15 protein-coding genes are annotated in these 23,425 nt (G+C 56.7%); 7 read left to right on the top strand and 8 right to left on the bottom strand.

Annotated elements, in window-relative coordinates; genetic code table 11:
* Positions 1-111 precede the first annotated feature (111 nt).
* The 3 genes from nuoM (at position 112) to AC1V0D_RS09205 (ending at position 3,684) form a co-directional block, all read left to right on the top strand.
* Complete coding sequence (gene nuoM, locus AC1V0D_RS09215) at positions 112-1,632, top strand: NADH-quinone oxidoreductase subunit M (protein WP_482907298.1); 1,521 nt, start codon at positions 112-114, stop codon at positions 1,630-1,632.
* A gap of 6 nt (positions 1,633-1,638) precedes the next feature.
* The gene (gene nuoN, locus AC1V0D_RS09210; protein WP_046102270.1) at positions 1,639-3,096 is read left to right on the top strand and encodes an NADH-quinone oxidoreductase subunit NuoN; all 1,458 of its coding nucleotides are present in this window, start codon (positions 1,639-1,641) and stop codon (positions 3,094-3,096) included.
* A gap of 129 nt (positions 3,097-3,225) precedes the next feature.
* Positions 3,226-3,684: a GNAT family N-acetyltransferase gene (locus tag AC1V0D_RS09205; protein ID WP_154927593.1), complete on the top strand. Its 459-nt coding sequence runs from the start codon at positions 3,226-3,228 to the stop codon at positions 3,682-3,684.
* 32 nt (positions 3,685-3,716) lie between these two features.
* Here the strand turns inward: AC1V0D_RS09205 and AC1V0D_RS09200 are convergent, their stop codons facing one another.
* On the bottom strand, positions 3,717-5,375 hold the full coding sequence (locus tag AC1V0D_RS09200) for a glucan biosynthesis protein D (RefSeq protein WP_033736167.1): 1,659 nt from the start codon (positions 5,373-5,375) through the stop codon (positions 3,717-3,719).
* A gap of 334 nt (positions 5,376-5,709) precedes the next feature.
* On the opposite strand from AC1V0D_RS09200, the gene elaB reads away from it, so the two are divergent.
* Positions 5,710-6,021 carry a stress response protein ElaB gene (gene elaB, locus AC1V0D_RS09195; RefSeq protein ID WP_009089050.1) on the top strand — a complete coding sequence of 104 codons (312 nt, stop codon included), beginning with the start codon at positions 5,710-5,712 and terminating at the stop codon, positions 6,019-6,021.
* A 197-nt stretch (positions 6,022-6,218) separates the two neighbouring features.
* Positions 6,219-7,415 carry a nicotinamide mononucleotide deamidase-related protein YfaY gene (locus AC1V0D_RS09190; RefSeq protein WP_482907297.1) on the top strand — a complete coding sequence of 399 codons (1,197 nt, stop codon included), beginning with the start codon at positions 6,219-6,221 and terminating at the stop codon, positions 7,413-7,415.
* Between the two features lie 272 nt (positions 7,416-7,687).
* On the opposite strand, the gene yfaE is transcribed toward AC1V0D_RS09190, so the two are convergent.
* From yfaE to ubiG, 4 genes are all read right to left on the bottom strand, one after another.
* Positions 7,688-7,948: a class I ribonucleotide reductase maintenance protein YfaE gene (yfaE, locus tag AC1V0D_RS09185; protein WP_482907296.1), complete on the bottom strand. Its 261-nt coding sequence runs from the start codon at positions 7,946-7,948 to the stop codon at positions 7,688-7,690.
* A gap of 2 nt (positions 7,949-7,950) precedes the next feature.
* Entirely contained in the window at positions 7,951-9,081 is a 1,131-nt protein-coding gene (nrdB, locus tag AC1V0D_RS09180) for a class Ia ribonucleoside-diphosphate reductase subunit beta (protein WP_009089058.1), read from the bottom strand.
* Positions 9,082-9,156: 75 nt separating this feature from the next.
* Positions 9,157-11,442, bottom strand: a complete 2,286-nt coding sequence (gene nrdA, locus AC1V0D_RS09175) for a class 1a ribonucleoside-diphosphate reductase subunit alpha (RefSeq protein ID WP_482907295.1) — start codon at positions 11,440-11,442, stop codon at positions 9,157-9,159.
* Between the two features lie 494 nt (positions 11,443-11,936).
* A complete protein-coding gene (gene ubiG / locus AC1V0D_RS09170) occupies positions 11,937-12,662 on the bottom strand; it encodes a bifunctional 2-polyprenyl-6-hydroxyphenol methylase/3-demethylubiquinol 3-O-methyltransferase UbiG (RefSeq protein WP_482907294.1) in 726 nt (241 codons plus the stop codon).
* A 177-nt stretch (positions 12,663-12,839) separates the two neighbouring features.
* Here ubiG and gyrA point away from each other — a divergent pair, with 177 nt between their 5' ends.
* Together gyrA and rcsC are read left to right on the top strand one after the other, a co-directional pair.
* Entirely contained in the window at positions 12,840-15,506 is a 2,667-nt protein-coding gene (gene gyrA / locus AC1V0D_RS09165) for a DNA topoisomerase (ATP-hydrolyzing) subunit A (protein WP_111207499.1), read from the top strand.
* A 437-nt stretch (positions 15,507-15,943) separates the two neighbouring features.
* Entirely contained in the window at positions 15,944-18,796 is a 2,853-nt protein-coding gene (gene rcsC / locus AC1V0D_RS09160) for a two-component system sensor histidine kinase RcsC (RefSeq protein ID WP_058957783.1), read from the top strand.
* A 43-nt stretch (positions 18,797-18,839) separates the two neighbouring features.
* Here the strand turns inward: rcsC and rcsB are convergent, their stop codons facing one another.
* Genes rcsB through AC1V0D_RS09145 form a run of 3 tightly spaced genes read right to left on the bottom strand, consistent with a single transcriptional unit; the run spans position 18,840 to position 23,323 of the window.
* Positions 18,840-19,490 carry a response regulator transcription factor RcsB gene (gene rcsB / locus AC1V0D_RS09155; RefSeq protein WP_009089068.1) on the bottom strand — a complete coding sequence of 217 codons (651 nt, stop codon included), beginning with the start codon at positions 19,488-19,490 and terminating at the stop codon, positions 18,840-18,842.
* A 1-nt stretch (position 19,491) separates the two neighbouring features.
* Positions 19,492-22,149, bottom strand: a complete 2,658-nt coding sequence (rcsD, locus tag AC1V0D_RS09150; RefSeq protein WP_009089070.1) for a phosphotransferase RcsD — start codon at positions 22,147-22,149, stop codon at positions 19,492-19,494.
* Between the two features lie 19 nt (positions 22,150-22,168).
* Positions 22,169-23,323, bottom strand: a complete 1,155-nt coding sequence (locus tag AC1V0D_RS09145) for an MFS transporter (RefSeq protein WP_046102256.1) — start codon at positions 23,321-23,323, stop codon at positions 22,169-22,171.
* Positions 23,324-23,425: the final 102 nt, after the last annotated feature.

The raw sequence follows: 23,425 nt of genomic DNA, 5'->3' as shown, positions 1-23,425 counted from the left end.
AGCGCGCAGCAACCGCAGCATACTGAAGTATGTGAGGATTGCGAGCACTGCCGGGAAGCAAAGTGGCCAGTAAGATAGCCCGAACTAAGACAAAGAAAAGGGAAGTGTGCCGTGTTATTACCTTGGCTAATTATCATACCCTTCGTCGGCGGTCTGATCTGCTGGCTGACCGAGCGCCTCGGCGCGAAGGTGCCACGCTGGATCGCGCTGATCACCATGGGGCTGACGTTGGCGCTTTCACTGCAACTCTGGTTGCAGGGAGGCTATTCACTGACGCAGGCAGCGGGCATTCCGCAGTGGCAGTCAAGTTTCTCCGTTCCGTGGATCCCACGCTTCGGCATCAGCTTCCATTTAGCTATCGACGGTCTGTCGCTGCTGATGGTGGTGCTGACCGGTCTGCTCGGTCTGATGGCGGTGCTCTGTTCCTGGAATGAGATTGAAAAGTATCAGGGCTTCTTCCACCTCAACCTGATGTGGATCCTGGGCGGCGTCATCGGTGTGTTCCTCTCCATCGATATGTTCCTGTTCTTCTTCTTCTGGGAAATGATGCTGGTGCCGATGTACTTCCTCATCGCGCTCTGGGGTCATAAAGCCTCCGACGGCAAAACCCGTATCACCGCTGCAACCAAGTTCTTCATCTATACCCAGGCGTCAGGTCTGGTGATGCTGATTGCGATTCTGGGACTGGTGTTTGTCCACTTCAACGCAACCGGCGTCTGGACGTTCAACTATGAGCAGTTGCTGCAGACGCCGATGACACACGGTGTTGAATATCTGCTGATGCTGGGCTTCTTTATCGCTTTCGCGGTGAAAATGCCGGTGGTGCCGCTGCACGGCTGGCTGCCGGACGCGCACAGTCAGGCGCCGACGGCGGGTTCTGTTGACCTGGCGGGCATCCTGCTGAAAACCGCAGCGTATGGCTTACTGCGTTTCAGCCTGCCGCTATTCCCGAACGCCTCGGCGGAGTTTGCGCCTGTTGCCATGTGGCTGGGTATCATCGGGATCTTCTACGGTGCCTGGATGGCGTTTTCTCAGACCGATATCAAGCGTCTGATTGCCTATACCTCGATTTCACACATGGGCTTTGTGCTGATTGCTATGTACACCGGCAGCCAGCTGGCGCTGCAGGGTGCGGTGATCCAGATGATTGCGCACGGTCTCTCGGCTGCCGCGCTCTTCATCCTGTGTGGTCAGCTGTATGAGCGTCTGCATACCCGTGATATGCGTCAGATGGGTGGACTCTGGTCACGCATCAAATGGATTCCGGGCCTGTCGCTGTTCTTTGCTGTCGCCAACCTGGGGATGCCGGGTACCGGTAACTTCGTCGGCGAATTCATGATCCTGACGGGCAGTTTCCAGGTGGTGCCGACGATTATCATCATCTCCACCTTTGGTCTGGTGTTCGCCTCCGTTTACTCGCTGGTCATGATGCAGCGCGCCTACTACGGCGAAGCGAAATCAAAAGATCCGCTGCCGGGTATGTCGCCGCGTGAGTTCATGACCATTGGGGTTCTGGTGGTCCTGCTGGTGCTGCTGGGCGTCTATCCACAGCCGATTCTGGATACTTCGCACGCTGCCATGAGCAATATTCAGCAGTGGTTTACCGCTTCAATTTCAACTACAAGGCCGTAATTCGCCATGACAATAACTCCTCACCAATTGATTGCGTTGCTGCCGCTGTTAATCGTCGGATTGACGGTGGTGGTTGTGATGCTGTCCATTGCCTGGCGACGCAACCACTTCGTTAACGCCACGCTAACGGTCGTTGGCCTGAACCTGGCGCTGCTGTCGCTCTATTTTGTCGGTCAGGTCGGCGCAATGGATGTCACGCCGCTGCTGCGTGTCGATGGCTATTCGATGTTCTACACCGCGCTGGTGATGCTGGCGAGTCTGGCGACCTGCACCTTTGCCTATCCGTGGCTGGCCGGTTTCCCGGACAACAAAGATGAGTTCTACCTGCTGGTGCTGATTGCGGCCCTGGGTGGCATCGTGCTGGCCAGTGCCAACCATCTGGCGGCACTGTTCATCGGGATTGAACTGCTGTCGCTGCCGCTGTTTGGTCTGATTGGCTATGCGTTCCGCCAGAAACGTTCGCTGGAAGCAGCGCTGAAATATACCATTCTTTCCGCGGCGGCCTCCTCGTTCCTGCTGTTTGGTATCGCGCTGATCTACGCCGACTCCGGCAACCTGAGCTTCGTTGCGCTGGGTCAGAGTCTGACCGACAGCATGATTCAGGAGCCCCTGCTGCTGGTTGGGCTGGGCATGATGATCATCGGTCTGGGCTTCAAACTTTCGCTGGTTCCGTTCCACCTCTGGACGCCTGATGTCTATCAGGGTGCGCCGGCGCCGGTGTCGACCTTCCTGGCGACCGCCAGCAAGATCGCCATCTTCGGTGTCATCATGCGTCTCTTCATGTATGCGCCGGTGACCGACAGCGAGGCCGTTCGCACGGTACTGGGCCTGATCGCCTTCGTATCGATCCTGTTCGGTAACCTGATGGCGATTTCGCAGAGCAACATCAAGCGTCTGCTGGGTTACTCTTCCATCGCCCACCTGGGTTATCTGCTGGTGGCGCTGATTGCGGTGAAAGATCATGAGCTGTCGATGGAAACGTCCGGGGTTTATCTGGCCGGTTACCTGTTCAGCAGCCTGGGCGCGTTTGGTGTGGTCAGTCTGATGTCCAGCCCGTATCGTGGCCCGGATGCGGACTCGCTCTACTCTTACCGTGGCCTGTTCTGGCATCGTCCGATTCTCTCTGCGGTCATGACGGTGATGATGCTGTCGCTGGCGGGTATCCCGATGACGCTGGGCTTTATCGGTAAATTCTACGTCATCGCTTCCGGCGTCAGTGCCCACCTGTGGTGGCTGACCGGCGCTGTGGTGGCGGGCAGTGCGATTGGTCTTTACTACTATCTGCGCGTCACGGTTAGTCTTTACCTCAGCCCGCCGGAGCTGCACACCCGCGATACGCCAGCTAACTGGGCGTTTACCGCCGGTGGTGTGGTCGTGCTGATCTCCGCCATTCTGGTGCTGCTGTTAGGGGTTTACCCGCAGCCCCTGATCAGACTGGTGATGATGGCTCAGCCGCTGATGTAAGCGGATTGACACTCTGACGAATCAGGCCTCCGGGCCTGATTTTTTTTTGTCTGCCATTGACCTGTCATCTGTAAACCGCGACGTTATGACCTCGTCGCTATAACCCATCCGGCCTTCTCAGGAGAAATCATGGATATTTGCTGGCTCGATAAACACCATCGTGAACTCACGCCCGCCGAACTCTATGCGCTGCTGGCGCTGCGCAGTCAGGTCTTTGTGGTGGAGCAGCAGTGCGCCTATCTGGATGTGGATGGCAGAGATTTACAGGCAGAAAACCGCCATCTGCTGGGGATGGCCGGTGACCAGCTGGTGGCCTATGCGCGCCTGCTGTCTCCGGAGGAGGCCTCTGGACCGGTAAAAATCGGTCGGGTGATCGTGTCCGATCGGGTGCGCGGTGCGCAGCTGGGACGTCGTCTGATGGAGCAGGCGGTCAGCCGTTGTCAGCAGCACTGGCCGGGCCGCGACCTGTTTCTCTCTGCGCAGGCGCATCTGGAGAACTTCTACGGGCAGCATGGTTTTGTGGCGACAGGGGAGGTCTATCTGGAAGATGGGATCCCCCACGTCGATATGCGGAAGGTCGCGCCATAAAAAAGGCGAGGCCGGAGCCTCGCCTGTTGACATCAGCCGACCGTCATCTGGCGGTCATCGACATATTTCCGCTGATCCGGCGCAGGCGGGAAGTATTGGTAGAGCCAGGTTTCGCTCAGCGTCTCCTCTTTGGTGCGCAGGAAGAGGCGCATCTCGACCGGCGCGGTCGAGTCGCTGTTCGGATACCAGTCAAACAGAATGCGATAACCCTTCAGCGGATCGACATACAGAATCTCGACCTGTTTCACGCTACCGGATGACACGGTAATGACCGGCTCGATGCCTTTCGGCGCGGCAGCCTGCAAATCACCCCCGATGAAATCAATGGCGAAGCGACGGCACCAGGTTTCCGGGAAGTGTTCGCCAGGCGCCCAGCCTTCCGGGAAACCGCCGATACCGGTGCGGGTGGCGTCAACGCGCGCCAGACCGCTGCGCACCGGCGGCAGACCACTCCAGTAGAGCTTGTAGGAGAAGTTCAGCTCGCTGCCCGCTTTGACCGGTTCTGCGGGTTGCCAGAAGCAGACCACGTTATCCAGCGTTTCGCCGGTCGTCGGGATCTCCATCAGGTTAATCGCACCTTTGCCCCATTTGCCGACCGGCTCCACCCACAGGCTCGGACGCTTGTCATACCAGCCAATCACATCCTGATAATCTTTAAAGTCGTGATTAAGCTGGAGCAGGCCAAAGCCACGCGGATTCTCATCTTCATAGGCGTTGAACTGCAGTCGCTGCGGATTGTTCAGCGGACGGGCAATCCATTCCCCTTTACCGGTCCACATCGCCAGGCGATCGGAGTCATGGATTTGCGGATGGTAGGTGTTGCACATGCGGCGTTCATTCGTGCCGCAGCTGAACATGCTGGTCATGGGCGAGATGCCAATCTGGCGGATCTCTTTGCGGGCAAACAGGTGGTTTTCCACCTCCATCACCACGCGTTTCTCTTCGCAATGGATGATGAACTTGTAGGCACCGGTGACGCTCGCGCCATCCAGCAGGGCGTAGCAGGTAAAGGTGGTATCTTCCGCTTTTGGCGTTTCAAACCAGAAGGCCGTGAAATCGGGGAACTCTTCCTGACCGTTGCTGAAGGTGTTGATCGCGACGCCACGTGCCGAGAGGCCGTACTGGTAAGTATCGTCAACCGCACGGAAGTAGCTTGCGCCGAGGAAGGAGACGATATCCCGGCGAGCCAGTTCCGGTTTCTTAAAGGCGCGGAAACCGGCAAAGCCCAGGTCGGTTTTACCCTCCAGCTGCTTTGTATCGACCTTCGCATCGTTATAGTTAAACAGTTCAGGACGGAAGTGGATTTCGCGCGCCTCGCGGCTGGCACTGTCAACCGAGAACATGCGGATGCGGCGCTTAAAGCCCATGCCTACGTGGAAGAACTGCACGTCCAACTGACGGTCGGGCAGGTTGTTCCAGAGCGAGTGATTCGCGTCATACTGAATTTCGTTGTACGCCTGTGGCGTCAGCGTTGCCAGTGTCTCCGGCAGTGCGCCTGGTGCGCCGCCCCAGGGTTGCTTCGCCAGCGCGGCCGCTTTTTTCTTCAATACGTCGAAATCGAAGCGTACTGCGGTTCCGTCAGCAATGCCATCTTCTGCCCAGGCGGATTGCGCAAACAGCGTTGACAGGCCGGTCATGCCGCTGACGGCGGAGAAGGCCATTGACGCTTTCATAAACATTCTTCGATTCATGCCAGAGATCATTCCTTAGCTGTTCGAGGGTGTCGTGACTGTCGTGCAAAATGCACTTTCATGGCCCGATAATCACAGGCAACAGAGGGGTACGACAGCAGGGTAACTGGAAAATTCAGTTCCGTTAAAATTTATCAGATTAATCAAAGAAGCGAAGCGAAATTGCGTCTCTGCCGCTGCGTCTTACGCATCTTTGCACAGGGAAGGGCGCGCTGCCTGACGCTGCCCCGGTTAACAAATGAAAAATCAGGTGATTCCTGGCGCAGGAAATCGGCAGAGCGTCAGATTGTGGCTATAGTTAATGAACTGCTTTGCAATTCACACGGAGGAAACGATGGTAAACCAGACAAATCAATTCGAAACGGGCCTCGATGACGATATTGCGTTACTGACGGAAACGCTGGAAGAAGTACTGAAGGCATCCGGTGATCCGGCTGACCAGAAGTACATCGAGCTTAAAAGCAAAGCCGAACAGGCGCTGCACGATGTGAAATCCCGTGTCAGCCAGGCGTCCGATAGCTACTACTATCGTGCAAAACAGGCCGCTTACCGCGCCGACGATTACGTACACGAAAAACCCTGGCAGGGTGTTGGCATCGGCGCTACCGCCGGTCTGATCCTGGGGCTGCTGCTGGCGCGTCGTTAATCGCGACGTCCTGACAGTCATCAAACGGCGGGTCTCACCCGCCGTTTTTGTTTTTCCTGAACGCACGGCCCGCCTCCGCAAATCCTCGTTTTTCTCTTTCCGGCCTGAAGCGCCCTGTGCTCTCAGTGGGGAATGCGCATTGTGTTTCTCTGATGGAGTTCCTAAAGTAAAGCAAACGTTAAAAAGGAGAATGCGACGTGATCAGAGTAGAGATGCTGTCAACCGGGGATGAGGTGCTGCATGGCCAAATCGTCGATACCAACGCGGCCTGGCTGGCGGATGTGCTATTTCAGCACGGCCTGCCGATGACCAGCCGCACCACGGTCGGGGATTCTCTCGATTCGCTGATCGCGACGCTGCAGGCGCGCAGTCACGAGGCGGATGTGCTGATCGTGAATGGCGGGCTGGGGCCGACCAGTGACGATCTCAGTGCGCTGGCGGCGGCTCAGGCCTGTGGCGTGGAACTGGAGATGCAGCAGGGGTGGCTGGAGCAGATGGAAGCCTGGTTTGCCAGCCGGGGACGGGTGATGGCGGCGAGTAATCGCAAGCAGGCCGAGATCCCGGCCAATGCAGAACTGATTGATAATCCGGTCGGCACCGCCTGTGGCTTTGCCCTGCAGCTCAATCGCTGCTGGATGTTTTTCACGCCCGGCGTTCCCTCTGAGTTTAAAGTTATGGTGGAGCAGCAGATCATTCCGCGCCTGAAGGCGAAGTTTACGCCGCCCGAGCCGCCGGTCTGTCTGCGACTGACAACCTTTGGTCGCGGCGAAAGTGATATCGCCGCCGAACTGGAGTCGCTGCCGCTGCCCGAGGGTGTGGTGATGGGTTATCGCTCCTCCATGCCGATTATCGAGATCAAACTCACCGGCCCGGCAAGCCAGCGTGTGGCGATGGAGCAGGCGTGGCAGCAGGTTCGGCTGTTGCTGGCGGAATGCACCATTTTTGAAGGCACCGAAGGTTTACCGGCCCTGTTGGCCCGTGAACTGACGCAGCGCGGTGCAGCGCTGGCGATCAGTGAGCAGTACACCGCCGGACTGCTCTACTGGCAACTGGCTGCTGCCAGTGTGCCGTTGCGCGGTGCAGACATTCTGCCTTCCCGTCCTGAGATGCTTGAGCAGCAGGTTGCCCGCACCGGTCAGCTCGCCGCGCAGCAGCAGGCGGCGCTGGCGCTCTCTGTCGGCAGTCTGGATCAGGAAGAGATAGCGATTGCCCTGCATACTCCGGAAGGCAGTGTCGGACAGCGGGTGAAATTCAGCACCGGCCGTCATAACCTGGAGACGCGGCAGAAGGTGGTGGCAATGATGGCGATGAACATGCTGCGCCGCTGGTTGCACGGCAGCGAAGTCAGCACCGGTCACGGCTGGATTGATGTGGTTGAAACTATCAGACAGTGAGAACAGGGAAAATAAAACGGGCGCCTGAGGCGCCCGTTTTATTCTGGCTGCTGGCCAGATTAGCCCAGATGGCTGCCAGATCGAGCCTGCGCAGGGAACCCGGTCAGATCGGAAAGACGCAAACAGCGTCATCCCTGACAGCTCGGCCCGCGCCGTCCATGGCGCGGGACGCTTTCCTTTTCTGACCGGGTTCCCTGCGCTTTTACATTGCCATTGCGGTGAGTTTCACCCGCATTCAGGCAGCGTCGCAGTCAGAGAGATAGCTATCTCAGTTACAACTCAAGCTCAATCTCGCCTTTGGCTTTGCAGCAGCAGGGCAGAATCTCATCCTGCTGCACAAAGGCCAGCGGCTTCTGCGGGTAGTGCACTTCACCCTTCAGCAGCCGCATCCGGCAGGAGCCGCAGTAACCTTCGCGGCACTGGAACTCCACGCAGAGATTGTTGGCTTCCAGCAGCGTCAGCAGATTCGTGTGCTCGTCCGTGCATTCCAGCCGGGTGCCGGAGCTGCGCAGAATAACAACGTTGCGGCTCATGATTACAGCTGGAAGTCGTCGAAGTCGTTAGCGCCCACTTCAGAGTCAATCTGACCCACCAGATAGGAGCTCACTTCCACTTCCTGTGGCGCAACCTGAACGTTGTCAGACACCAGCCAGGAGTTGATCCACGGAATCGGGTTTGACCGCGTCTGGAACGGCAAATCAAGGCCCACTGCCTGCATACGGATATTGGTGATGTACTCAATGTACTGGCAGAGAATATCTTTATTCAGGCCGATCATTGAGCCGCCGCTGAACAGATAGTCTGCCCACTCTTTCTCCTGCTCGGCGGCCTTCTTAAACAGCTCGAAGCACTCATCACGGCACTCTGCCGCAATCTCTTTCATCTCCGGATCGTCTTCACCGCTGCGCAGCAGGTTCAGCATATGCTGGGTGCCGGTCAGGTGCAGCGCTTCATCGCGGGCGATCAGCTTGATGATTTTGGCGTTGCCTTCCATCAGTTCACGCTCTGCGAAGGCGAATGAACAGGCGAAGCTGACATAGAAGCGGATGGCTTCCAGCGCATTGACGCTCATCAGACAGATATAAAGCTGCTTCTTCAGGGCGCGCAGGCTGACGACAACCGTTTTGCCGTTGACCTGATGCGTGCCTTCGCCCAGCTGATGCCAGTAGTTGGTCATCTCAATCAGATCGTCGTAATAGCGTGAGATATCCTGAGCGCGCGCCAGAATCTGCTCGTTGGTGACGATATCGTCAAACACCAGCGCCGGATCGTTCACGATATTACGGATAATGTGGGTGTAAGAACGGGAGTGAATCGTCTCGGAGAAGGCCCAGGTTTCGATCCAGGTTTCCAGCTCAGGGATCGAGATCAGTGGCAGCAGCGCAACGTTCGGGCTGCGGCCCTGAATCGAATCCAGCAGCGTCTGATACTTCAGGTTGCTGATGAAGATATGCTTTTCATGTTCCGGCAGCGCCTGATAGTCGATACGGTCGCGGGACACGTCGACCTCTTCCGGACGCCAGAAGAAAGAGAGCTGCTTTTCGATCAGCTTTTCAAAGATGTCATATTTCTGCTGGTCGAAGCGCGCCACGTTGACCGACTGACCGAAAAACATCGGCTCTTTCAGCTGATCATTTTTGTTCTGTGAGAAGGTGGAGTAAGCCATAAAAGTTGTCCAAAAAAAGAGGAAGCGAAGTGGCCTCGTGAAATGAATGAGGCGGGAGAATCTCCCGCCTGGCCATTAGATTTTACAGGCGCCGCTCTCGCAGCCATCATCCTGGATAGAAGGTGCCAGGTCATCCTGAGCATCTTCCGCACCGTCACGGGTGTTCTGATAGTAGAGCGTTTTCACGCCGAATTTGTACGCCGTCAGCAGATCTTTCAGCAGTTGCTTCATCGGCACCTTACCGTTGGCAAAGCGGGATGGATCGTAGTTGGTGTTAGACGAAATCGCCTGGTCGATGAATTTCTGCATCAGACCCACCAGCTGCAGATAGCCATCGTTGTTCGGCATTTCCCACAGCAGCTCATACTGATCTTTCAGACGCTCATACTCCGGCACCACCTGACGCAGGATGCCATCTTTCGAGGCTTTGATGCTGATGTGACCGCGTGGCGGCTCAATGCCGTTGGTGGCATTGGAGATCTGCGATGATGTCTCAGATGGCATCAGCGCTGACAGCGTCGAGTTGCGCAGGCCGTGAGTTTTGATCTCTTCACGCAGGCTTTCCCAGTCGAGATGCAGCGGTTCGTTGCTGATCGCGTCCAGATCTTTCTTGTAAGTGTCGATAGGCAGGATGCCCTGCGCATAGGTGGTTTCGTTGAACCACGGGCAGGCACCTTGCTCTTTCGCCAGCGCGTTTGAGGCTTTCAGCAGGTAATACTGAATGGCTTCAAAGGTCTTGTGCGTCAGGCCATTGGCGCTGCCGTCGGAGTAGCGCACACCGTGCTTCGCCAGGTAGTAAGCGTAGTTGATCACGCCGATACCCAGGGTACGACGACCCATCGCGCCACGCTTCGCCGCCGGGATGGGGTAATCCTGATAGTCGAGCAGGGCGTCAAGCGCACGCACCGCCAGGGTTGCCAGCTCTTCCAGATCGTCGAGGCTGTCAATCGCACCCAGGTTGAACGCAGAGAGCGTACACAGGGCGATCTCACCGTTTTCGTCGTTCACATCTTCCAGCGGCTTGGTCGGCAGCGCGATCTCCAGGCAGAGGTTAGACTGGCGAACCGGCGCGATGCTGGCGTCAAACGGGCTGTGCGTGTTGCAGTGATCGACGTTCTGAATGTAGATACGGCCGGTTGAGGCGCGTTCCTGCATCATCAGAGAGAAGAGATCGACCGCTTTGACACGCTGTTTGCGGATGTTCTGATCCTGCTCATATTTGGTGTAAAGGCGCTCAAACTCATCCTGATCGGCGAAGAAGGCGTCATACAGACCCGGGACATCAGACGGGCTGAACAGGGTAATCTCTTCCCCTTTCAGCAGGCGCTGGTACATCAGTTTGTTGAGCTGGACGCCATAGTCCATGTGGCGCACGCGGTTGCCTTCAACACCACGGTTGTTTTTCAGCACCAGCAGACTTTCGATTTCCAGATGCCACATCGGGTAGAACAGCGTGGCGGCACCGCCGCGAACGCCGCCCTGAGAACAGGACTTCACCGCAGTCTGGAAATGTTTGTAGAACGGGATACAGCCGGTATGGAACGCTTCACCACCGCGGATCGGGCTGCCCAGCGCACGGATGCGACCGGCGTTGATGCCGATACCGGCACGCTGAGAGACATATTTCACGATCGCGCTGGAGGTGGCGTTGATTGAGTCCAGGCTGTCGCCGCACTCGATCAGGACACAGGAGCTGAACTGACGCGTCGGGGTACGCACGCCCGACATGATGGGTGTCGGCAGGGAGATCTTAAAGGTCGAAACCGCATCATAGAAACGTCTGATGTAATCCATGCGGGTGTCGCGCGGATAGCCAGAGAAGAGGCAGGCGGCGACCAGGATGTAGAGGAACTGCGCGCTCTCGTAGATTTCACCGGAGACGCGGTTCTGCACCAGATATTTGCCTTCGAGCTGCTTTACGGCAGCATAGGAGAAGTTCATGTCGCGCCAGTGGTCGAGGAACTCGTCCATCTGCGCAAACTCTTCCGGGCTGTAATCTTCCAGCAGGTGGCGGTCATATTTGCCGAGGTCCACCATTTTGACGACCTGGTCATAGAGCTTTGGTGGCTCAAACTGACCATACGCCTTTTTGCGCAGGTGGAAGATTGCCAGGCGGGCAGCCAGGTACTGATAGTCAGGGGCATCGCGAGAGATGAGGTCTGCTGCGGCCTTGATGATGGTCTCATGAATGTCAGAGGTCCTGATGCCATCATAGAACTGAATATGGGAACGCAGCTCCACCTGTGACACTGAGACGTTGTTCAGCCCTTCAGCTGCCCAGTCCAGCACACGGTGAATTTTGTCGAGATCAATGCGCTCCTGGCGGCCATCGCGTTTAGTAACGAGCAGACTCTGGTTCATGTCGCGTTTTTACCTTTGCGTGAGTATCCAAAAATTAAAAGAAATCCCGGTTTATACACAGCATATTCATTGTGAATAATATGTGGATAAACACAACATCTAGGGGGTGATGGGAAAACCTGCAACTACATGGAGGCATATTTTAGTATTTTGCGGCGGGTTAACAAGAGCAAAAAATGATGACGGGAGGGGTTGTAATTCTGGCGAAAATTCTTAGCCCACGCCTTATAAGGCCTGACACCCTGTCAACCCGATCACACTTTTTTTTGTTAATTTGATCGGACGCGTATTTCTTATTCAATCCTCAGATGTGCGCAGAAAAAGGGATGAAAATTGCGCAAAAGCCGCTAGCGCTCAGCGGCGCTGGCAGAAAAGGCGGGCGGGCAGGTGAAATCTGTCAGGGCCAGCCTGAGCTAAGTGACTGGCAGATATGTGAATGGCGTGGCGGTCTGAGCGGGGAGAAGGCCCGCCGGAGAAAGAGGCGGGCCAGAGACTTAGCGGGCGCGGTGCGTGTGCACCATATAATTGACGTCGGTGCCGGGTGCCAGTTTGAAGCGGTTGGTCACCGGGTTGTAGTGCAGGCCAATGATGTGACGTTCACGCAGGGTGGTTTCATCGACCCAGCCGAGCAGCTCAGAGGGACGGATAAACTTTTTCACGTCATGGGTGCCGCGTGGCACCATGCGCAGCACATATTCTGCGCCGAACACCGCCAGCAGCCAGGCTTTGGGATTGCGATTCAGCGTGGAGAAGAAGACCTCGCCGCCCGGCTTAACCAGCTGCGCACAGGCGTGCACCACCGAGCGCGGGTCCGGAACGTGCTCCAGCATCTCCATGCAGGTCACCACATCATATTTTCCGGCGTTCTCTTCCGCATGCGCTTCTACGGTCTGCTGCACGTAGTCCAGCGTGACGCCGCTCTCAAGGGCATGCAGACGTGCGACCGCCAGAGGTTCCGCTCCCATGTCCAGTCCGGTCACTACCGCACCTTCGCGCGCCATGCTCTCGGCTAAAATGCCGCCGCCGCAGCCGACGTCGAGCACGGTTTTACCGAACAAACCGTTGCTGTGCTCCGCGATATAGCTCAGGCGCAGCGGGTTAATGCGGTGCAACGGTTTAAATTCACCCTCCAGATCCCACCAGCGCGAGGCAACGGCCTCAAACTTGGCAATTTCCTGTGCATCGACGTTCTGCTGATGATTCTGCGGTTGTGCATTCATTGAATCGTAACTCCTGACAAAATGTCCCCACAGTATAAACGCTTAACCGCCGATGGCACACCTTTCAGGCACAAGGAAAAGCGGGTGAAATCGGTGGTTAACGTTCACCAGAGCATTGCAGTGTGATATACTTTCGCACCTTTAAAATCCGGGATTAAGTAGAGGGATAGCGGCTCCATGAGCGACCTTGCGAGAGAAATTACACCGGTCAATATCGAAGAAGAATTAAAGACTTCTTACCTCGATTACGCCATGTCGGTCATCGTTGGCCGAGCTTTACCCGATGTGCGTGACGGCCTGAAGCCGGTGCATCGTCGCGTACTCTTTGCGATGAGCGAACTGGGTAACGACTGGAACAAACCCTATAAAAAATCTGCCCGCGTCGTCGGTGACGTTATCGGTAAATATCACCCGCATGGTGATTCCGCCGTTTACGACACCATTGTACGTATGGCCCAGCCTTTCTCCCTGCGTTACATGCTGGTGGACGGACAAGGCAACTTCGGCTCCATCGATGGCGACTCCGCCGCGGCGATGCGTTATACCGAAGTCCGCATGTCAAAAATCGCCCACGATCTGTTAGCTGACCTGGAAAAAGAGACCGTCGATTTTGTGCCGAACTATGACGGCACAGAGCAGATCCCTGAAGTTCTGCCGACCAAAATCCCTAACCTGCTGGTTAACGGTTCCTCCGGTATCGCCGTGGGGATGGCAACCAATATTCCGCCGCATAACCTGCGCGAAGTGATTAACGGCTGCCTGGCCTATATTGAAGATGAGAACATCAGCATTGAAGGGCTGATGGAGCACATTCCGGGACCTGACTTCCCGACCGCCGCCATCATCAACGGCCGCCGTGGCATTGAAGAAGCGTACCGCACCGGACGCGGTAAGATTTATATTCGTGCGCGTGGCGAAGTGGAAGCGGATGCCAAAACGGGCCGCGAGACCATCGTCATTCACGAGCTGCCTTATCAGGTCAACAAAGCCCGCCTGATCGAGAAGATTGCAGAGCTGGTGAAAGAGAAGCGTGTCGAGGGCATCAGCGCGCTGCGCGATGAGTCTGACAAAGACGGCATGCGCATCGTGATCGAGATTAAGCGTGATGCGGTCGGCGAAGTGGTGCTGAATAATCTCTACTCACTGACTCAGTTGCAGACTTCGTTTGGTATCAACATGGTTGCCCTGCATCAGGGTCAGCCGAAGATTATGGCGCTGAAGGAGATTCTGGAAGCCTTTGTTCGCCATCGTCGTGAAGTGGTGACGCGCCGTACCATTTTTGAACTGCGTAAAGCCCGTGACCGTGCGCATATCCTTGAAGGTCTGGCGATTGCGCTGGCGAATATCGATCCGATCATCGAGCTGATCCGCCGTGCGCCAACGCCGGCAGAAGCAAAAGCGGGTCTGATTTCGCAGGCGTGGGATCTCGGTAACGTGTCAGCGATGCTGGAGCGTGCCGGTGATGACGCCGCCCGTCCGGAGTGGCTGGAGCCGCAGTTTGGCATCCGCGATGGTCAGTACTACCTGACCGAGCAGCAGGCTCAGGCGATTCTGGATCTGCGTCTGCAGAAACTGACCGGCCTTGAGCACGAGAAGCTGCTGGATGAGTATAAAGCACTGCTGGATCAGATCGCCGGGTTGCTGCTGATTTTGTCGAGCGCTGAGCGTCTGATGGAAGTGATCCGCGAAGAGCTGGAGCTGATGCGCGATCAGTTTGGTGACGATCGTCGCACCGAGATTACCGCGAACAGCGCGGACATCAACATCGAAGACCTGATCAATCAGGAAGACGTGGTGGTGACGTTGTCGCATCAGGGCTATGTGAAGTATCAGCCGCTGAGTGACTACGAAGCGCAGCGTCGTGGTGGTAAAGGCAAGTCAGCGGCACGCATCAAGGAAGAGGACTTCATTGATCGTCTGCTGGTGGCTAATACTCACGATACGATTCTCTGCTTCTCCAGCCGTGGCCGTCTCTACTGGATGAAGGTTTATCAGCTGCCCGAAGCGAGCCGTGGTGCGCGTGGACGTCCAATCGTCAACCTGCTGCCGCTGGAAGCGAACGAGCGTATTACGGCGATTCTGCCGGTTCGCGAGTATACCGAAGGCTTCAATATCTTTATGGCGACCGCGCTGGGCACCGTGAAGAAGACCGCGCTGAAAGAGTTCAGCCGTCCGCGCAGCGCCGGCATTATTGCCGTGAATCTGCGTGACGACGATGAGCTGATCGGTGTGGCGCTGACCAACGGTAATGACGAAGCGATGCTGTTCTCCGCCGCCGGTAAAGTGGTGCGCTTCGCCGAGAGCGCTGTGCGTGCCATGGGCCGTACCGCGTCAGGTGTTCGCGGTATCAAGCTGGCTGAAGGCGATCGCGTAGTTTCTCTGATTGTGCCGCGTGAAGAGGGTGCGATTCTTACCGTGACGCAGAATGGTTACGGCAAGCGTACCGCCAACAGCGAATACCCGACCAAGTCGCGTGCGACGCAGGGTGTGATTTCAATCAAGGTGACCGATCGTAACGGTCCGGTGATTGGCGCTGTTCAGGTGGTGGATAGCGATCAGATTATGATGATCACCGATGCCGGTACGCTGGTGCGTACCCGCGTTTCAGAAGTCAGCGTCGTGGGTCGTAATACCCAGGGTGTGATTCTGATCCGCACCGCAGAGGATGAGAACGTGGTCGGATTGCAGCGTGTCGCCGAGCCGGTTGAAGAGGAAGAGCTGGATTCAATCGACGGCAGCGTGGCGGAAGGCGAGGATGATATCGCGCCTGAAGCGGATTCTGACGATGAAGAGATTGCACCGGAAGCGGAAGACGAAGACGACGCGGCTGAAGACGACGAGTAAGTTGTCTGGCATAAGCTGAGCGTTGCAGAAACGGCAGGTCAGGGGAAACCCGGCCTGCCGTTTTTTTATGCGGTGTGCAAGGTAGCCTGTGGCGGCGGTGAGGCCGCTGCGATCGAAAGGCCCGCCATGCCCGACCGCAAAGGGTTCCCGCATCCCTGCGGATCGGCCACGCCATCCCTGGCGTGGACGCTTTGCTCTTCGGTCATGGCAGGCCTTTCTCGCCGGGATAAGGTGTTGCTTCAGCTCTTTCTTGCCGGGATACGGTTTCGCTTCAGGCGGGGGATGGGGGATGTCAGGCGTGACGGCAAAAGCTGTCCGAAAAGCGTCCCAAACTGCCTGCCGGGCCTTCCGCTGGCTGGCTTTTTTCGCCCGATGAAGCTAGTGTATGGGCAATAAAAATTGATGATGCGACTAACCTTGCCAACTGCGAGTTCCCTTTGAAATATCCTGTCTCTTTCCGCACTACGCTTCGCATCTCGCGCTATCTTTTCCGCGCGCTGGCGCTGCTAATCTGGACACTGGGCGCTGTTCTTACCGCGTTTTACATCATCAGCGTGCTGCATAATAAAGAGACGCAGGTTCGTCAGGAGTTTGCCAGCAATTACGGCACGATACAGTGGTATGTGCGGCACTCCGCCGACATGATGCGGGAGCTGAAATATATCACGGAGAACCGGCTGACGAATGCCAGCAACGGCATGGATGCGCTGACCGGCATGATCCCGGGTAAAACGACCCAGCCGCAGTTTACGCCGCTGTTTTCAGATGGCGACTGCACCGCCATGAGCAACACCTGGCGCAACTCGCTCGACTCCCTCAGTTATTACATCAACTACTGGAAAAGCAACTTCGCCTCCTCGTATGAGCTGAACCGGGTGTTCTTTATCGGAGGGGAAAGCCAGTGTCTGGCTGACTTTACGATTGGCAGCAGCACCGCCGATCGGGAGCGCAGCCTGAAATCGCTGCGTGAGAATGTGCTGCGCTACCGTAACAGCAACGAAGAAGAGCGCCGCAACCCGATGTACTGGATCAACAGCAGTGCTCAGCCGGGTGTCGGCACCTTCTATATGGTGGTGCCGGTCTACGTGGCCAACAAGTTGCAGGCGCTGCTGGGCGTCGAACAGAATATCCGCCTGGATGAGTTTATTCAGCCGGGCAGTCTGCCGATCATCGCCTCAATTACCGACGAAAATTATCGTCCACTGCTCAATTCGCGCCGTGGCGGGCTGGGCTTCTCGCTCGACAGTCTGCCCGATGACAAAACCTGGTTCGGTTATCTGAATGGTTACCGTCAGCTGGTGCTGAAAAAGCCGCTGCCGCCTTCCGATCTCAACGTGGTGTGGTCGATACCCACTGACGTGATGATGGATCAGCTGAAGCTGATGATCATCAATGCGCTGCTGCTCAATGTGTTCAGCGCCATTATTCTGTTTACGCTGGCCTGGCTGTTTGAGCGCCGGATGTTCCTGCCCGCCGAGGAGAATGCGCACCGGCTGGAGGAGCATGAGCAGTTCAACCGTAAGATTGTGGCCTCGGCGCCGGTGGGGATCTGTATTTTACGCACCAGCGACGGCACCAATATTCTGAGTAACGAGCTGGCGCACAATTACCTGACCCTGCTGACCCAGGAAGATCGCCTGCGGCTGAATGAGATTATCGGCGGCCAGCAGGTTAACTTTGTCGATGTGCTCACCGGCAGTAACACCAACCTGCAAATCAGCTTTGTCCATTCGCGCTATCGCAATGAAAACGTGGCGATTTGTGTACTGGTGGACGTGTCGGCCCGTGTTCGCATGGAGCAGTCGCTGCAGGAGATGGCCCATGCGGCAGAGCAGGCGAGCCAGTCGAAGTCGATGTTCCTTGCCACCGTCAGCCATGAGCTGCGCACGCCGCTCTATGGGATTATCGGTAACCTCGATCTGCTGCAGACCCGGCAACTGCCCAGCGGGATCGACTCGCTGGTGACGGCGATGAACAACTCCTCCAGCCTGCTGCTGAAAATCATCAGCGATATCCTCGACTTCTCTAAAATCGAGTCAGAGCAGCTGAAGATCGAACCGCGTCCGTTTGCACCGCGTGAAATCGTGACCCACATCGTCGGCAACTATCTGTCGCTGGTGGTGAAGAAGCGGCTGACGCTCTACTGCTTTATCGAACATGATGTTCCGCAGGTGCTGGATGGCGATCCGCTGCGTCTGCAACAGGTGATCTCCAACCTGCTGAACAACGCCATTAAGTTCACCCACACCGGCTGTATTATCCTGCACGCCTACGTCTCGCAGGGCTATCTGGCCTTCCGGGTGCGCGATACCGGGGTCGGGATTCCGGCGAAAGAGCTGCCGCGCCTGTTCGATCCCTTCTTCCAGGTCGGGAATGGCGTGCAGCGTAATTTCCAGGGCACCGGGCTGGGACTGGCGATCTGTGAAAAGCTGATCAATATGATGGACGGCGACATTGAGGTCGACTCAGAGCCGGGCATGGGCAGTCAGTTCATTGTGCGTATTCCCGTCTACAAAGGGCAGAAGCCGTCGCTGATGCTGCTGGAGGATTTGCAGGAGAAGAAAATCTGGCTGGCGATGCGCAATGATTACCTGGCGGCGTTTATCACACGTCAGATGCAGCAGCAGGGGATTCAGGTTGCGGATTATAACGGCAGACCGGGCCCCGACGATGTGGTGATGACCGATTATGAGCTGGAGATCGATTTACCGCTGCGGGCGCTGGTCACATTTGATGGATCGCATGTGGATATGCCGCGTGAACGTCAGCCTGGACGCTGGGTTCACTCGACCGCCACACTGCATGAGGTGCCGGCGCTGCTGGCGCGAATCTATCGCATCTCCCTCGGCCACGACGCGGCGGATGCGCTGCTGCTGGCTGGCCCGGTGGAAGAGAAGATTCACAACGATGACATCATGGTTCTGATCGTTGATGACCATCCGATTAACCGCATGCTGCTTTCAGAACAGCTCGGCACGCTGGGGTATCAGGTGAAAACCGCCCAGGATGGCGTCGATGCGCTTAACGTGCTGAGCCGCAATGAGATCGACATCGTACTGACCGACGTGAACATGCCGAACATGGATGGGTATCGCCTGACGCAGCGGTTGCGTCAGCTGGGGCATCTCTTCCCGGTCATTGGCGTCACGGCAAATGCGCTGGCCGAAGAGAAGCAGCGTTGTATGGACGCGGGCATGGATAACTGCCTGTCGAAACCGGTGACGTTAGATGTGCTGAAAAGTACGCTGGCAATCTATGCTGAGCGGGTGCGTAAAACGCGCATGAAGTAGGGCAGAGGGGAGGCGGTGCAGGCTGCACCGCCTCAGCGATCGATTAGTCTCTTTCGACCTGCGTCTGGCTGACAGAGGAGAGGTAGTTCAGCAGGGCAATATCGTTATCCACGCCCAGTTTCATCATCGCTGATTTCTTCTGGCTGCTGATGGTTTTGATACTGCGGTTCAGTTTCTTGGCAATTTCTGTCACCAGGAAACCTTCTGCGAACAGACGCAGCACTTCGCTCTCTTTCGGTGACAGGCGCTTGTCGCCGTAACCGCCCGCGCTGATTTTCTCCAGCAGTTTTGCCACGCTTTCCGGCGTATATTTCTTGCCTTTCTGCAGGGCTGCCAGCGCTTTCGGCAGGTCGGTTGGCGCGCCCTGTTTCAGCACGATGCCTTCGATGTCGAGATCAAGCACAGAGCTCAGGATCGCCGGGTTATTGTTCATCGTCAGAACAATAATGGAGAGATCCGGATAGTGGCGTTTGATGTATTTAATCAGCGTGATGCCGTCGCCATACTTCTCACCAGGCATTGAGAGGTCGGTGATCAGGACGTTAGCATCCAGCTTGGACAGATTGTTGATCAGTGCTGTTGAGTCTTCGAACTCACCTACAACGTTGACCCATTCAATTTGTTCCAGAGACTTTCGGATACCGAAAAGGACAATTGGATGGTCATCGGCAATAATTACATTTAAGTTATTCATCTTATTGGTTACCTTGCTGCAGCAGTTGATTGACGTAAGCGTCAATATCACTGGTGGTATTTGTAATGTTTGAATCGTCACACGCTTTAATGTGGTGTTCTAACTCTTCACAAAGCTGTTTGCCGGGAGACAGGTTGAGCATGGCAAACACGCCCTTCAGGCGATGCGCTGTCTGAGCAAGCGAGTCGTAGTCCTTTTCTGCTGACTCAGTATACAGTCTCTTCACATCAACCGGTACTGTCTCGGTAAACAGCTGGAAATAGCCGCCGCTCATCAATGGCGTGGCTGTGTCGTCTTCCCTGTCATTATCCATCACATCATGCGACAGTTGCTTCTCAATCAGGGCCAGTAATGCATCCAGCAGCGCATTACTGAGATTGAAATTGACCCGATACTGCTGGTCGTTCAGTGCATGATGACCGAGCTCATCTTCCGCCAGCAGCAGTGCCCAGCCGCTCAGCTTCGACGGATCGTCGGTTACCAGCACGTCATGATCCTGTCCGGAAATACGCTCGTCCGGGGTGAGACAGCGCGCTCCCCAGTTTTCCAGATGGCGGCAGACGATTTTATGGACGTCCTCCACGGTGATCTCCACCAGGGCGGTGACCCCATCCAGAATTTTTTCCTCTTCTTCTTCCTGCTTCTGCTCCAGTGCCATCGGCAGCTGCATATTATAGCGGGTGCCGATATCTGCCTTCGCGACGATATCCAGACTGCCCCCCATCTGCTTGCAGAGCTGTTTGCAGAGGAAGAAGGCCATGCCTGACGCCTGACCATATCGATCCTGGCTGGTGTCGCCCAGGAACGGGAAATCGACATTCGCCAGCTCATCCACGGTCAGGCCCGCGCCGGTATCAACCAGTTCGATGATGAGTCTATCGGCCTGTTTATTCGCAACCTTAACTTCCAGGGTAATTTTTCCCCAGCGGGTGGTGGTCAGCGCATAGTGCATCAGGGTGGTCAGCACCTTACGCAGGGCGCGGCGGTCGCCAAAGCGCATCTCATCATTGGCCAGATGGTTATTGACCACCAGTGACAACCCTTTGCGACGCATCAGCGGCAGGCTTTCCAGGGCGATCTCATCCAGCAGTTCCTGCAGGTTGAAGATGGTGGCATCCGGTGACCAGTCGTGCGCCTCCAGCCGGTTCAGCAGCACGATATCATCCACCAGCCGCGCCAGCCCCTGGCTCTCATCAAGCAGGTCGAGCACGGATTCATCGGCATCCCGCTGGCTGAGCTGCACCAGCTGCGCCACGATCTTCTCCAGCGGCTGATTCAGCGCATGACCGAGATTGTGCAGCAGCTGCTGCCGCATCTGATGGTTGCGATCCAGAACCTGCTGCGCTTTCTGCAGCTTCTTGTTCACCAGCAGTTCGCGATCCTGGTCACGCATCATAAACAGCTGGGTATGGGGTGAGAGCACGCTGCGGGCGTGGCGAATCTCATACACTTCGTTATTGATGGTAGCCTGCAGAACGCCCTGATGCTGGTCGGACATATTAATAATCTTCTGCAGATTGAGGTGCGGCAGAAGATGCTCTGCAATTTTGTTGCTCAGCAGGGTGCGGTTGCTGGCAAAGTCATAGACCAGCAGGCCCACCGGCAGGCTGCCCACAATCTCTTCATTCAGTACCCGAAGCGAGTCGAGTTCCGCGCTCTGGTTCTCACTGGGGCGCAGGGACTGCTGACGCAGCAGCATCACACCGCCCAGCGACAGCAGGAACAGCAGCAGGTTGATCAGCAGCGGCCAGAGCAGGTTGTGCAGCGTGTCGACGATCAGGCGGGTAATCGGCACCTGATAGACCAGCTGCAGCGGGGTGCTGGGCAGCGTGGCAGCAATCTCGACGTTCGGGTTAACCAGCGAGATGTGCGTATTTTCCACCTCCTGCTGTTCACTGCTGGCAGAGGGCAGTGAGCTGTCCTGGCGCAGCTGGAAATTCTCCAGCGGCATATTCTGCGGCACCAGATCGTTCACCGGCAGATCAAAGGCGACCACGGTGGCCAGGTGGCCCGGCTGATTAAAGGTGGTGCGCAGCGTGAAGTAGTGATCGTTCTGGAAGGCGAGGTGACGCAGGGGCGAGAAGCTCTCACGCTCGTCCAGCGCGTTCGCCTGCTGCAGCATTTCAGCGCGACGGCTGTCCACCATTGAACTGATGGCGCTCTCTTTGTAGCGCGTCGCCATATCCTTCAGCGGCAGCGTGGAGATCATGATCAGGCTATTGTCCTGACCATTTAAAAAGTACATCGACCAGGTCGGGTTCTCCGCGCCCCAGAGCGTATCCAGATAGTTGGACATCCGCATGGTCATATCCAGCGTGCTGCTGTCATGCGATCCGAAGATCAGCGCTTCGGTCTTGCGGCGGGTTTTTTCCAGATAGTAGACGTCAGGACGCAGGCGCGTCTCCTGCAGGCTGCTGCCCGGAGGCGTTCCTGCCGCACTGGTGGAGAGGTTTTCATAGATCTGCCAGGTGGCAAAGCGATAGGCGTCGATACGCTTCTGAACGTCGCGGGCCAGATCGTCCATGGCATAGCGTTTTCCGGTGAGCCAGGCATTCACGGAGTTCTGCACCATAAAGCCCAGCGCCAGCAGCAGCACCAGATTGAAAACCACAAAAAAGCGGGTGACATTGCCGGATGTCAGTGGAAACTTATACAACATAGCGTGTCAGGTACCTGAATTATCGCGCAACTCTTCGCGCACTGGCGGCTACCACTAACAGCAGCAGGGCGATCACTAAAAACGCGCCGCTGAGGCTGATCCATTGCGAAATGAATCCGATTAAAGCCGGACCTGAGAGAATACCCGCATATCCCAGCGTTGTCATGGCAGAAATCGCCAGGTTCGCGGGCATATCCTGTTGATTCCCGGCAGCATTGAACAACATCGGCACCGTATTGGATAAACCAAAGCCGACCAGCAGGAAAGCCAGCAGGGCGATCTCCGGCCACGGCAGCCACACCGCCAGCGTCATGCCCGCTGCGGCGGTCAGCGCCCCGGTTATCATCACCGGATAGCGACCAAAGCGCTGGATGATTTTATCGCCGCTGAACCGCCCCAGCGTCATTGCCACAGAGAAGGTGGCATAGCCGAGGCCGGCATAGGCCGTTGACATCGCCGGGTTCTGCAGCAGCAGCAGTGCGCCCCAGTCGAGCACCGCGCCCTCTGCCAGAAAGAGAATAAAGCAGAGCAGGCCGAGAAACGCCACCCAGCCACGGGGTATCACCAGCCAGGGCTGGTCGGGCTGATGGAGACGCTCATTCATTAATACCGGGATGCGCCATAACAACAGCAGCAGCATCACGGCCATCACCACCAGCGTGGCGGCCAGCGGAGAGAATGACTGGCTCAGCAGCAGGCTGACCGTCCCTGCACCCAGAATGCCGCCAAGGCTGAAGAAGCCATGAAAGCCGGACATCATCGGCTTACCCGCCGCCTGTTCAACCTGAACCGCCTGATAATTCATGGCGACATCCAGCATGCCCAGCCCGGCACCAAACAGCATCAGCGCGGCCGCCATCAGCAGATGAGAGTCCGCCGTGGCCAGCAGCGGCATCATGATCAGCACTAACAGAGTGGAGAAGCACATCACCCGACGGCAGCCAAACCGCGCAACCAGCGTGCCGGTGACCGGCATCGCCGCCAGTGAACCGATGCCGAGACAGAGCAGCAACGCACCCAGTGAGGCGCCGCTCAGCTGCAGACGATCACGGGCAAACGGCACCAGCGGTGCCCAGGCTGACATGCCTAACCCGTTGATCAGAAAGATGGTGCGGGTGCCCCAGTTCAGGCGGCTCTGCTGTTGATGTTGTTGTGCAGCGTCCAGTGCGGTCATAGGTCAGATTCATCAGTGATAAAGCGAAAAAGTGTAGCACCGGCCGGCAATCTGTGGCCGTCGCGCCTCTTATCAGCAGGGGGGCAGCACCCTCATCAATAT

The organism is Pantoea sp. PA1 (genome assembly GCF_056856975.1).
Note: the sequence above shows the minus strand (reverse complement) of the source record. Positions and strands in the feature narration are given on the sequence as shown.